Here is a 12893-nt window from a genome sequence, read left to right on the forward strand (position 1 = left end):
CATCCTCTTAAATCAAAAATCCAGAATCTCTCCCAAAGAATTTTAGCGAACTGCTATTCTCTCCTTTTTAAGCAGTTGGCGGGGACGCCAACTGACGCATTGTATTATCTTATCCAGGCACGAGCGTGACGCTCACGTCAGTCGGGAGGGATAGCCTGATGTCGATAAAACCTCTTCCTATGATATGACGCCAACTGACGCATTGTATTAATTCATCCAGGCACGAGCGTGACGCTCACGTCAGTCGGGAGGGATAGCCTGATGTCGATAAAACTTTATAAATTAAACCCTACCGATAGCATAAAGTTTCGCGGAGTGCCTATAAATCCTCTGGTATAATCGAATCCTCCCAGATAATAATATTTATCAAAGACATTGTTGATATTGGCTGTAAAACGCATTCCCCTCAGATGATAGTACACCGCGGTATTCACTGTGGTATATGATGGCCACATATCCCATACGCCATTTCCGTTTTCGCCTTTACGTGCTGCATTATCCATTCGACGCTGATCTACATAATAAACACCCGCTCCAAACCCCAGACCTTTAACTGCATATCGGGAAAATATATACTTCAGCCACATACCTGCCATATTTTTAGGTGCATTACTCAAGGGCAGTCCTTCTTCACCTGCTAATGAAGATGATTTCACTTCCGTATGGTTAAAACTATAGTTGGCCATCACCTGAAATTCCTTGCTGATCTGCCCCCGAAAATCGAGTTCTACTCCACGGGAGATTACTTGTCCGGATTGACGGTAGATCGGAAGTCCGTTGTCGGATATACCTCCGGTGGCAATAAGCATATTCTCTCTCCCAATGTGAAATACGGACAGTTCGGTTTGGAGGTTGTTCTTAAAGAATCCGGTCTTTAATCCTGTCTCTATCTGAAAGCTACGTTCAGGATTGAAAGGACGATCTGCTCCATAGTTTTCATAATTATAAATAAAATCTGCCCCTACCGGAACATAGCCTTGCGAATAGCTGGCAAAATAGTTAACCTGCTCATTAATCTTATAGGTCATTCCCAACCGGGGTAACCAGGCATTCTGTTTAGTTTTGAAAGATTCTTTGAGATCCGCACTGCTGGAACGGTAATATTCATGACGTAGCCCCAGTACCACATGAAGGCGTTCGCCCACAGTTACCTGATCCTGTAGATAGAATCCCAGACTTTGATAAGGATTAAGGAAAGGGAATTCCGCCTGCGGACGCCAGATATAGGAAGAGATATCTATGACTTCCCGATTGGGATTCTCCAGATCTATGGTAAGGGGTACCTCTTTGCCGTTCAGCATCCGGCTACGGGATTCACGCAGGATATTGTCTTTATCTCCCCGATACTGTGCATAATCTACTCCGAGAACCAACTGATGCTGATGTCCCGGCCGATCCAGTGTATAACGCAGATAATTGACCAGATTATCTGTATAATCGGTGATCTGCTTGGATTGGAAGCGCATGTTCATCACTGTATTCTGTGGCGGATTAGCGTAGGTATTCAGTGTACGAAATTCATTTAATTTTTCTTTATAGATCGACTTCATATAGTTCATATGAAGAGACAAATCTTCGGTAAGCTGCTGATTGAGTCGAGCAGACAGCGTAAGAAAATTTGTTTTAAAGAAATCGGTTGGCTGGCTCACATTGAACGAACGGGACTGTGCATAGAAATCATTATTGCGTATACCTAATCCGCGATCCAGATAACCATCAAAATTATCATAGGTCAGATCAACATCAAGCGTGGTTCCTTCTGCCGGACGAAAACTGAAAGAGGGCGCAACAAGTATACTCTTTCGCTGATTAACATCTCTGAAGGTTCTGGAATTTTCATAACCTACATTCAATCTGTAAAGTACTTTTTTAGCCGAATCCAGTGGTCCGCCGATATCCAGCGTAGACCGGTAGGTCTGGAAACTTCCTATGGCAAAATTAACGCTCGTATGTTTCTTTTCCAATGGTTTCTTAGTAACCATATTAATGGTTCCGCCGGGAGTAATATCTCCGAACAGGGATGCACCGGGGCCTTTCAGTACCTCTATGCTCTCCAGATTGACCGTAAGCGGAGTACGCCAAAAACTGGTACCGTAACCATATCCTGAACGCATACCATTGACCAGCCGCATGCCGCTGGTATAGCCGCTGTTAAATCCGCGAATGGTCAGATCGTCATAGGCTGAAGCCTGATTGACACCTGCCAGATCCTGTACGACATCCGTAATCACAAAAGCCTGCTTATCTTCTATAAATTCTTTACTGACCAGTGATATGGATTGTGGCAGGTCTTTGAGGGATCCTGAAAATTTACCTCCCAGTTCGGTTGTATTAATAAGATAAGAATTGTTACGTCTGCCAGTGACGAGTACTTCATCCACCTCTACACTGACCGGAAACAATTGCACAACGAGTCCGCTTTTGTTATTCCAGTTCAGCTGATCTACGGATACGGAAATGGTCTTATAACCTACCGCCCTGAAATAGAGTGTTGCCGGCAACTTCACTGCGGCCGGAAGCCGGAAAGTACCATCGCTATTTGTCTGAAGCAGTTCTTTCGATTTGAGGGCAATAGTAATTCCCCGAAGGCCCTTTCCTTCTGTATCCGTTACTTTTCCGAATATAATGGGCTCTGTCTGTGCAAATACCTGTCCGTTTAGTGTGCAGCATAAAAGGATGACGGTGTAAAAAGTATATTTTAATATATGCATAATTGTCTGTATTAGAACTTCAATTGTCTGATAGTGTAGTATTAGAGCTCACATTTCATATGGATAGTAGCGAAACCGCTATGATCTTTCCGGACAAGTGTCTGAAAGCCGCATTGTAACCAAAATTCGTAAGCGCCTGTGAGAAACGGATGGGTATGCAGGTACAAAGTTGACACTGCCTGTGTCTTTGCAACTCCTACTAATTCCTGAAACAGAGCAGTGGCAATACCTTGTCTTCGTCCTTTCGGATTCACATATAAGCGCACCACTTCTACCGTATTTTTATGCTCAAACTGAAGAAAAGGAAAGCGTTGATCATAAGCCATCATTCCGATCACAGCGATCAGATCTCCTGAACGGTCGCGTGCTTCCAGAAATGCACCAATCGGATTATGAATATAGGTCTGTGCAAAATGTTGCAGATCGTGCGGCATTTTACTATGGTCTAACATGGGAAAAAGTAGCTTACGAGCCTGTGATATGTAGGTGATCAATTCATCTATATCCTGTTCTGAAACACGCTTTATAATCAAATCTTTATTCATAATGATGCTGAGGACTGGGTAGAATTATTATTTTGCCACGGTGCGGAATCTGCTCTAAACGCACCTGATAAGCCTGCTCTAATAAATGATGAATACTAGCTGTATTTTTCCCTTCCAGACTGGTGAGGACTTGCTGTTGCATTAGAAAAAAACGATCCCCGTAGAGAAACGCAAGATTGGGATCATGCATAATACAAATCACGGTTTTACCTTCTTCGACCAGTTTTTTAAGATTATCCAGTACCGCCACCTGATAGTGGAGATCCAGATGATTGGTCGGTTCGTCCAGTAGAATAATATCCGGATCCTGCACTAATACCCGGCACAAAAGCACCAATTGCCTTTCTCCTCCGGAAAGTCGTGTATACGGTTTGTCTTTGTATTTCCAAAGGTCAAATCTTTTTAACACGTTTTGAACCTGCTCTCTGTCTTCCTCTTTTGGTGAAAAACGGGAAAAAGAGGCACGGCCTGTCATCACCACATCATATACGGAAAAGGGGAAATTGGTCTGGTGAAATTGCGTCATAAAACCCAGTCTGATACCGTTGGCATTACCGACTTTAATTGCACGTCGTTCCACCCCATTAATATGTATCTGTCCCTGATATTCGCGTTGTACTCCGGCCAGAATATTAAACAAGGTAGATTTGCCGCTTCCGTTGCGCCCCAGGATAACGGACAGCTCACCTTTGCAGAAGGAGGCCCGGAGTCCGTCAAGCACAGCTTGTTTTCCGTAGTGAAAAGCTAAATTTCTGATTTCTATTGCTTCCATTATCCGTTCCAGTTTATAGCGTTTTTACGCATCAGGTAAATAAATAGCGGAGTGCCCAGCATCATAGTAAATACACCTACCGGAATTTCAAAGGGTAACAGTGTACGTGAAAAATCATCAATGAGCAATAGAAAAGTACCTCCGATACTGATATTGGCCCATACTCCTATACTGTTGCTCGGCCCGAAGAGCATCCGGCTGATATGGGGTACAATCAGTCCGAAGAGACTGATCATGCCAACCGCAGCGACTGCCGAAGCAGTGATCATCGTGGCAGCTCCTATCATAATAAGTTTGATGATCTTGGGATTGACTCCTACCGCCAGTGCTTCCTGATCACCAAGTGCGAGGAGGTTCAGCTTCCAGCGGAAGAGAATGATTATTCCGAGCCCCAGTAGTATGGGCAGAATGGCGACCTTTAATTTCGCCCAGGAAGCTGTATGCAGATTTCCCATAGTCCATTGAACGATAGCCTGCAACTTGTAGGGATCACTCAGATACTGCAAAATAGTAAGGAACGCTGTAAATACTCCTGAGATAATCATTCCGGCAAGTACCATAGTCACTAATGATCCTTTTGCACCGCTGTAGGATACAAAATACGTAATAGCGACAGCCATCACTCCAAATAAAAAAGCGGAGAGGTTGAGCGGAATCAGAGATACCAGCATCGACAATGCAGCTCCAAAGGCAGCACCCGAAGATATCCCCAAAGAAAACGGATCCACAATAGGATTACGAAATACCGCCTGCAGTACTCCCCCGGCCACAGCAAGTGAGGCGCCTACACTAAAGGTCAGCAACACGCGCGGAAGTCTGACCTGCCAAACAATGGTTTCCATACTGGAATCTACCATCGCAACCTCCCATCCGAACGAAGAAGCGAGACCGGCGTATACCAGATCCGTTAGTTCGGATAAACGGAGAAATCCTGTATTCCCCAACGCCAGAGAGAAAAACAGGACTAATAAAGGCAGACAAATGAGTAAGCTTAATTTCCAAAATTTCATATTTCGTCTTCCCAGATTTTTTTACTGTACAGAAACGCTAAAGTCTGCTGCAGTTCTGTTTTAAATTGTTGTTCAGAATAAGTTGGATAGCACCACTGCCGGAGCTGTTTGGCAAACAAAAGAAATTTGACAGTATGCGGATCGTAATAAAAAGTGGGTTCCATGCTGTACACCTGCTTATTGATTACTGCCGGCAGAGCTTCAAGCTCCTTTAAACTGTAGACATCCTGTAATTTGGAATTCCACAATACAATAAGATCGGGATTCCACTTATAAAGGGATTCAGCGCTGATATTCGGTGCTTCCAGAGTCAGCGGACAGGCATTTTCGGCACCAGACACCTGCATGGACAAGTCCACAAGAGATCCCTTACAGGAGGTAGAAAATACACGCCCTTTAGACCATGCATAATATACCTTCTTACGTTTTATGTCCTCGTGAAGTTTCATTTTCTCTACTTCCTTTTCCACATAACCCACAATTTCTTCAGCACGCTGTGCCTGACCCAATAATGTTCCTACACCGACAAGTTCACTATAGATATGATCTTTATCTCTGCTGGATACGACATATACCGGAATATGTAGATCTTCGAGTTGAGCGATCGTCTCTTTATCATGTTCGTATACGATGGCAAGGTCTGCTTCTAACGCTACCAATGTCTCTACATGGGTAGACCGGCCTCCGAAAGTAGGGGTCACAATCTGCTTACGTGCAATGCGCTTATCAAGTAAAGACAGAAAATGGTAGGTAGAAGGATTCTGATAAATCTGTTGCGGAATACCAACCAGCCTGTCTCCTGCATTAAGCATATATATCTGATCGACAAAGGGCTCAAAGAGCACAACAACACGTTGTGCATACGCTTCCAGTGTGATCTCTTTACCACGTGCATCTACTGCCGAAATTTTTTCTGCTGTTTGTTTCTTTTCGCCGGAATTGCTGCAGGCAATGATCAATGTCAGGAGAATCAAGCTACTGATCCATTGCCAGGCTGTTTTTCTTCTATTTGTCATACTGTAATTTTATTTTTCCGGAACATATACAGAGCCTGATCAGGCAACAACCGGGCTGCAGTCAGCTGAATATACCCGGCATATTTGGCGGATAGTGCACTATACAACCGACCGTCATAGGCCACAGCAAATGATTCATCATTCAAACAGAAAACGGGTAAGTGCCGGTTGCCGACATCAAAACAGAATTGTCCTACCATCTGCGCATCCTTTGCATGCAGTATAATGCAATCACAAGGTTTGATATACAGTCTGATAGCATAATTGTCGTCCAGATGCACGACCTGCCCCTCATTGAGATATTCACCGGATTCGCGCTGTATACGGATCATTCTTCCCGAGGAAGTTTCCCGCTCCAGCAGTGTCTTCCGTACCTCATACCATTCCATGTATACAAGTTCTACAGCTATACCCGACGGTATAGCTGTATAGTTGTTGTCTGAAATATAAAGCATTCTGATTATTGCTTTATTTTGGATGCTTTCTTTTCTTCGACTTTACTGTTTAGCCATGCACACCATTCATCCATACCATCTCCATTGAGACTACTGATCATAAGGACTTCCAGCTTTGGATTGACTTCCTGTGCATCTTTAGTTACAGCATCAATTGAAAAGGGCACATAGGGCAAAAGATCTGCTTTTGAAACGACCATCAGTTCGCTCGTCAAAAACATCCGTGCATATTTCTTGGGTTTGTCGTCTCCTTCGGTGGCCGCGAGCAATGTTACACGATAGTCTTCTCCCAGATCAAAAGCTGCAGGACATACCAGATTGCCTACATTCTCTATAAACAGTAAATCCACATTGTCCAGATTGATATGGTCTAATGCCTGCAGAATCATCTGCGCTTCTATATGGCACATCCCTCCTGTTACGATTTGTAATGCATTAATTCCGACTTCGCGCATACGTACCGCATCTCTTTCGGTTTCCGGATCGCCGACAAGGACAGCTATATTCAGCTGTTTTCCGAGGCGCTTACCGGTTTCCTGCATTAACGTGGTCTTACCACTACCAGGAGAGGAACAGATATTGATGATACAAATATCTGCCAATCGCTCGCGGATAGCTTTGGCCACAAAATCATTGGCCTTTAATAGATTTAATGATGTATTCTCGCATTGTACCGATCCTACCGGCATTTGATTGCTTTTAGGTATTGCTGTATTACTCATGTTCGTTATTTTTAAATGTTACCTGTGTTATTCTTAATTCTTCTCCCTGAATTACCTTGTCGGATGTGATACCGCAGCTACAGACAAACCGGTGAAAAACGACCTCAAAAGATTTCTTACAGTTCTCACAAAAGGCCAGTATGGGTAAAACTTTCACTTCCAGTTCTGTATTTCTGAACCAGGCATCTCCCGTAATATAGGCTTCAAAAGCATTTTGTATCAGAATAGGCTGAATATTACTTAAGAGTCCTGCCTCGAGTCTGATTTTCACGATTTCCTGATAACGGTCGGGATATTCTTCCCGCAGCGTATCAAATATTTCTTGTACTATTCCGGTTTCGTGCATACCTTATATGTTTGCCAGCAGTATATCAGGCTGCTGTTTTCTTTCTACTTTTCTTTTTGGCCGGAGCTTTAGGTTCCGGGATTTCCTTATCTCCGATCTCTTGTGTCTCTTGAGACAGCACTACACTTTCGTTGATCAGCAACTGCTGCTGATATTGTGTAAATTCCCAGCACATTTGTGACAGCATAGTCAGAAAGCTGTACAACAATTCGCCATCGTGTCCGAGTGCCCTCAGCAGAATACTGTTGTCTGCACAGTATGTAAAGCCGAAAGTGATGTTTTCATATGATCCGGCTAATATTTCATCAAATTCTTCTTTCATCTGTCTGGCAAACGGACCTGAATAGATAAAAGCAGCCTGATGGGTATAGTCTTCGAAGAATAACAACTTGCGTACGGGATGCTCATGCGGCATCAGGCATTGATTGTCTGTATAGATCAGTTTCCCGTCTCTGTACAGTGTTGTACGGCTGTGGACTTTCTGAAACTGGAAGGCTTCATTCATATAGATTCTGCCGGCGCTGATAATATCTCCCCAGATGAGCGTAGCTGTTTCATGCATATCAATTCGATTGCTTGCATGAAAGATGGCATCTTTGAAAGGTGTAACAGGATGCGGGACGTATTGCAGTATACTGTTTGCTTCCAGTTTGATTATCGTATCCTGTGTCGCTCCCTTTTTCATTGGATGCAGCTTATTGAAGGACTGGGTAAACAACTTGAAACAGGCATCTTTCTTGACGCGGATATCAATAGTCAGGTGATCTTCGTCCATAATACCGGGCGAGGCACTCATAATGATCATCTCAAGATGCTCCTGTGCCCGGGGGGCGCCATAATGTGTCAGTTTGTAAGGAGCATTATGATAACTTTCCTTCAACACACTATAGGTACCTTCTCTTTCGACATTGATCTTAATACTACTTTCCATTCCGGGTTTAGTTTTCTAACAGTGCATATTTTTTTATCCAGCTTTTTACATCTTCCAGTCCTTCGAGTGTCATCAGATTGGTAAAGATGAATGGTCTTTCTCCACGCATACGCTTTGCATCACGTTCCATGACAGACAGATCAGCATGCACATATGGAGCAAGATCTATCTTGTTGATCAGCAGCAGATCCGAACGGGTAATCCCAGGGCCACCTTTACGGGGAATCTTTTCTCCCTCTGCCACATCGATAACGAAGATGGTGATATCCGCCAGATCAGGACTAAATGTTGCGGTAAGATTATCTCCCCCGCTTTCCACAAATACGATTTCCGTATCGGGAAAACGCTGAACCAGCTCTTCTACTGCTTCAATGTTCATAGAAGCATCCTCACGTATTGCAGTGTGCGGACAACCTCCTGTCTCTACACCTGAAATACGTTCTGCCGGAAGAGTGGAGTTTTTCTGCAGAAACTGCGCGTCTTCACGCGTGTATATATCATTGGTCACTACACAGATGCTGTAGTCTGCTGCCATCTGTCTGGTCAGTCTTTCTATCAGAGCGGTCTTGCCTGAGCCTACTGGTCCGGCCACTCCTATCTTCACATATTTTCTATCCATATCTGTTATTGTTATGAAATGTAAATCCTGGTATAAAGTTTCTCATGCTGCATACAGCGTACATCCTGTGCCACGCAACAGTTGCCGAGCATATCGGGATCCATATCTTTTTGTTTTCCGACGAGTTCCTGTATCAATCCCTGAAGATTAAACATCATTTTCTGTCCGTCCATCTGACTGATAGGAACGAGCTTGGCGCAATTGGTGACCATACCATTGAGGGTATTGTAATAAAATGCACTTAGCGCATCGGAATATGTTATTTGCTGAGACTGTGCATACATCGCCAGTGCAATTGCATAATGTCCTCCCGCTTCTCCTGATTGTATCGCCTCCAGGTAAGTCCGGCATCTTTTTACAGATTTGAAACTCTCTACTACTTTTAGAAAACGAATAGCCAGCTTACGGCTTGCCTCCCTGATTTCAGCAGGGGATTTGAGAGAGGTAACCAGATTATCCAGCTTCAGCAATGCAACTTTGCTAAACTTACCTTCACAGAGGGTCCAGGCCTGATGAAAAAATGCAGCATCATTATAAAACACACTGTGTCTCAGCATAGATTCTGCATATTCCTGCGCCGTGGCGCTGTTGTGTACGATACGCTCGTGTATATAAGTCTCCAAGCCATAGGAATGTGTAAAACTCCCGATTGGAAATACAGAATCATTGATCTGCAGCAGGGTCAACAAAGGATTCATTTATCTTACTTGCTAATGTTATTTTAAATTTTGTTTTCTGCGTCCATTCATGGATACGCAATGTCTGTGTCTGCTGTAATACCCGGTCCTCAATTACAGTTTGATAGCCTTGCTTGACAAGTAACCGGTATAAAGGGTCCTCATAAGCAATCACTACCTCGGATGAGGAGCGGATAGAAACAGGCAAATGCCGGTTTCCTATTTCGAAACAAACATTTGCCATTTCCAGCATATTTGCCGGATGTATCACTAAACATAAACAAGGCAAAATCCGGATCGCCACACACAAGGACGTGTCCCTGAAGATCACATCACCATTCTCCAGGGATTGAGCCGTCTGATTGCGAAAGCCAATCTCACGTCCTCCGGTTGTAAACCGACGTAAAATACCTTTTTCAGCTTCATACCATTCCAGTTCGAGATAATCGGTTTCCAGCCCTCTAAACGATTCGGATGAACGGTAAATATTGTCTGCTATGTTATGTGAACGAATCATCAGAACAGGAAGTAGCGTTGTGCCATTGGTAGTTCGCCCATAGGCTCACATGTAGCTAATACGCCATCTACAGTTACATTGTATGTTTCGGGATCTACCACAATATTAGGAGTAGCATCATTATGTACCATGTCCTTTTTCATCACTTTACGACATCCTTCGACCGGCAGACTTTTTCTGGCCAGTTTGAGCGAATCGATCGTTCCGTTTTCAATAGATACTTTGGACACAAAGTTGAAACAGATATTGGACACAGCCTTTCCGAAATTACCGAACATCTGACGGTATATGATCGGCTGAGGTGTAGGAATAGATGCATTGGCATCTCCCATTTTTGCACCCAGAACCATTCCTGCTTTGATAATCATTTCGGGTTTGACTCCAAACAATTCAGGTTTCCAGAGAATTAGATCTGCATATTTTCCGGGTTCGATAGAACCTACATATTTATCGATACCATGTGCTTTGGCCGGATTGATGGTAAATTTAGAAATGTATCTTTTCACACGGAAGTTGTCATTGCCGGTGCCACTGTCACGGTCCAGCGGACCACGTTGTACTTTCATTTTATGAGCGGTCTGGAATGTACGGGAGATTACTTCACCTACACGTCCCATAGCCTGACTGTCAGAACTCATAATAGAAAATACGCCCATATCCTGTAAAATATCCTCCGCAGCAATGGTCTGCGGCCGGATACGTGAATCTGCAAAGGCAAGATCTTCTTTGACATTCTTGTCCAGATGGTGACATACCATCAGCATGTCCAGATGTTCTTCTGCAGTATTGACTGTAAACGGTTTTGTCGGATTGGTGGAAGCCGGAAGAATATTAGGATACATCGCAATCTTGATAATATCCGGAGCATGTCCTCCACCGGCACCTTCTGTATGGAAGGTGTGTATCACACGACCATCGATAGCTGCTACAGTATCTTCAAGGAAACCTGCCTCATTGAGGGTATCGGTATGGATAGCTACCTGCACATCATACTTGTCAGCTACTTTCAGAGCAGCATCAATAGTAGATGGTGTAGCGCCCCAATCTTCGTGTATCTTGACACCTAATGCGCCGGCTTCAATCTGTTCTTCAATAGGTCTGGTCGTAGACACATTCCCTTTACCAAAAAAACCTACATTGATCGGAAGATTTTCGAATGCTTCCAGCATTTTATGGATAAACCATTTTCCGGAAGTTACTGTAGTGGCATTGGTACCGTCAGCAGGTCCTGTTCCTCCGCCGATAAAGGTAGTCACACCGCTGTAAAGAGCAGTTTCGATTTGTGTCGGACTGATAAAGTGAATATGGGTATCGATACCTCCTGCTGTCATGATCATACCGGCTCCTCCGTGTACTTCAGTAGACGGACCAATGATCATACCTTTGGTAACTCCATCCTGTACATCCGGATTACCGGCCTTACCAACACCTACAATCTTACCGTCTTTGATACCTACATCGGCTTTTACAATACCCCAATGGTCAATAATAATGACATTGTTGATACAGAAATCCAGGACATCCTCATCCCGCAAAGCACGTGCAGACTGTCCCATTCCGTCACGGATGGTCTTACCTCCGCCAAACTTGTTCTCTTCTCCGTATACAGCGTAGTCTTTTTCGATTTCGATCATCAGCTCGGTATCTGCCAGACGTACTCTATCGCCTGTAGTCGGCCCGAAAAGTGATGCATATTTATGTCGGGGTATGTATAATGCACCATCTTCATCATAACGGATAGATGATTTATCAAGTCCTAATTTTTCGAGACCTAAGGCATTAAGTTTAGTCGTTGCGATACTTGCGGAAGCCAGACCTACGATCTTAATCCAGTCTCTTCTATTCCATTCACTCATAATACGTTTCTTTTAAAAAGTTATTGAGATGATTTAAACTGTTGTTTTTTCATTTTAGAAATTGCAGCAGATTTGACCTTTTCACTGGTATATTTACCATTGGTCAGACCATTGAAGCCATGTATTTCTTTATCGCCACCGATCTCTACTAAAATGACTTCTTTCTTTTCTCCGGGTTCGAACCGAACCGCTGTACTTGCCGGAATATTCAGGCGCATACCGAACGTTTTTTCGCGGTCGAATTGTAAAGCTTTGTTCACTTCAAAAAAATGATAATGCGACCCGATTTGTATAGGACGGTCGCCTGTATTGGCTACCACCACATGCGTTGTTTTGTAGCCCGCATTCGCTTTAATATCTTCTGCTTTTAAAAAGTATTCTCCAGGTACCATAATTTGCTGTTTTTAATGTTATCGGATAGGGTTATGAACGGTCACCAGTTTGGTTCCGTCCGGGAATGTAACTTCGATCTGTACGTCATGTATCATCTCCGGAACACCTTCCATCACCTGTTTTCTTTTCAGTAATTTAGTGCCCCATTCCATCAGTTCTGCAACACTTTTTCCATCCCGCGCTTTCTCCATTAGTTCGGCACTGATATAGGCAATACTCTCCGGGTAGTTGAGTTTCACTCCTCGTTTTAATCGCTTTGCTGCTAGTTCTCCTGCTAGATGCAACATTAACTTTTCTGTTTCTCTTGGTGTTAAATGCATGCT

The 12893-nt window shown here is 43.7% G+C and carries 15 protein-coding genes; all 15 read right to left on the bottom strand.

Annotated elements, in window-relative coordinates; all coding sequences use genetic code 11:
* Positions 1–275 precede the first annotated feature (275 nt).
* The 15 genes from I6J03_RS03535 to ureA are packed head-to-tail and all read right to left on the bottom strand — an operon-like array spanning position 276 to position 12890.
* Positions 276–2711: a TonB-dependent receptor gene (locus tag I6J03_RS03535; protein ID WP_003010245.1), complete on the bottom strand. Its 2436-nt coding sequence runs from the start codon at positions 2709–2711 to the stop codon at positions 276–278.
* 41 nt (positions 2712–2752) lie between these two features.
* The gene (locus I6J03_RS03540; RefSeq protein WP_003010243.1) at positions 2753–3256 is read right to left on the bottom strand and encodes a GNAT family N-acetyltransferase; all 504 of its coding nucleotides are present in this window, start codon (positions 3254–3256) and stop codon (positions 2753–2755) included.
* Positions 3249–4028, bottom strand: coding sequence for an ABC transporter ATP-binding protein (locus tag I6J03_RS03545; protein ID WP_003010240.1), 780 nt, complete (start codon positions 4026–4028; stop codon positions 3249–3251). The genes I6J03_RS03540 and I6J03_RS03545 overlap by 8 nt, the downstream gene beginning before the upstream one ends.
* Positions 4028–5038: a FecCD family ABC transporter permease gene (locus I6J03_RS03550; protein ID WP_003010237.1), complete on the bottom strand. Its 1011-nt coding sequence runs from the start codon at positions 5036–5038 to the stop codon at positions 4028–4030. Before I6J03_RS03550 ends, I6J03_RS03545 begins: the two co-directional genes overlap by 1 nt.
* Positions 5035–6054, bottom strand: coding sequence for an ABC transporter substrate-binding protein (locus I6J03_RS03555; protein ID WP_201694152.1), 1020 nt, complete (start codon positions 6052–6054; stop codon positions 5035–5037). The genes I6J03_RS03550 and I6J03_RS03555 overlap by 4 nt, the downstream gene beginning before the upstream one ends.
* Positions 6051–6509: an urease accessory protein UreE gene (locus I6J03_RS03560; RefSeq protein WP_003010229.1), complete on the bottom strand. Its 459-nt coding sequence runs from the start codon at positions 6507–6509 to the stop codon at positions 6051–6053. The genes I6J03_RS03555 and I6J03_RS03560 overlap by 4 nt, the downstream gene beginning before the upstream one ends.
* Before the next feature lie 5 nt (positions 6510–6514).
* Positions 6515–7231, bottom strand: a complete 717-nt coding sequence (hypB, locus tag I6J03_RS03565) for a hydrogenase nickel incorporation protein HypB (RefSeq protein WP_003010226.1) — start codon at positions 7229–7231, stop codon at positions 6515–6517.
* Complete coding sequence (locus I6J03_RS03570) at positions 7224–7577, bottom strand: hydrogenase maturation nickel metallochaperone HypA/HybF (RefSeq protein WP_003010223.1); 354 nt, start codon at positions 7575–7577, stop codon at positions 7224–7226. Before I6J03_RS03570 ends, hypB begins: the two co-directional genes overlap by 8 nt.
* Before the next feature lie 25 nt (positions 7578–7602).
* Positions 7603–8508 carry an urease accessory protein UreD gene (locus I6J03_RS03575; RefSeq protein ID WP_003010220.1) on the bottom strand — a complete coding sequence of 302 codons (906 nt, stop codon included), beginning with the start codon at positions 8506–8508 and terminating at the stop codon, positions 7603–7605.
* A 7-nt stretch (positions 8509–8515) separates the two neighbouring features.
* Positions 8516–9127, bottom strand: a complete 612-nt coding sequence (ureG, locus tag I6J03_RS03580) for an urease accessory protein UreG (protein WP_003010217.1) — start codon at positions 9125–9127, stop codon at positions 8516–8518.
* 11 nt (positions 9128–9138) lie between these two features.
* Positions 9139–9825 (bottom strand): urease accessory protein UreF, encoded by a 687-nt coding sequence (locus tag I6J03_RS03585; RefSeq protein WP_003010214.1) that lies wholly within the window; start codon positions 9823–9825, stop codon positions 9139–9141.
* On the bottom strand, positions 9791–10321 hold the full coding sequence (locus I6J03_RS03590; protein WP_003010212.1) for an urease accessory protein UreE: 531 nt from the start codon (positions 10319–10321) through the stop codon (positions 9791–9793). The genes I6J03_RS03585 and I6J03_RS03590 overlap by 35 nt, the downstream gene beginning before the upstream one ends.
* Complete coding sequence (gene ureC, locus I6J03_RS03595; protein ID WP_003010209.1) at positions 10321–12177, bottom strand: urease subunit alpha; 1857 nt, start codon at positions 12175–12177, stop codon at positions 10321–10323. The genes I6J03_RS03590 and ureC overlap by 1 nt, the downstream gene beginning before the upstream one ends.
* 20 nt (positions 12178–12197) lie before the next feature.
* Positions 12198–12569, bottom strand: a complete 372-nt coding sequence (gene ureB / locus I6J03_RS22685; RefSeq protein ID WP_003010206.1) for an urease subunit beta — start codon at positions 12567–12569, stop codon at positions 12198–12200.
* A gap of 18 nt (positions 12570–12587) precedes the next feature.
* Positions 12588–12890, bottom strand: coding sequence for an urease subunit gamma (ureA, locus tag I6J03_RS22690; RefSeq protein ID WP_003010203.1), 303 nt, complete (start codon positions 12888–12890; stop codon positions 12588–12590).
* Between the last annotated feature and the right edge of the window lie 3 nt (positions 12891–12893).

This window comes from Sphingobacterium spiritivorum (genome assembly GCF_016724845.1).
In the GTDB taxonomy this organism is placed as follows: Bacteria; Bacteroidota; Bacteroidia; order Sphingobacteriales; family Sphingobacteriaceae; genus Sphingobacterium; species Sphingobacterium spiritivorum_A.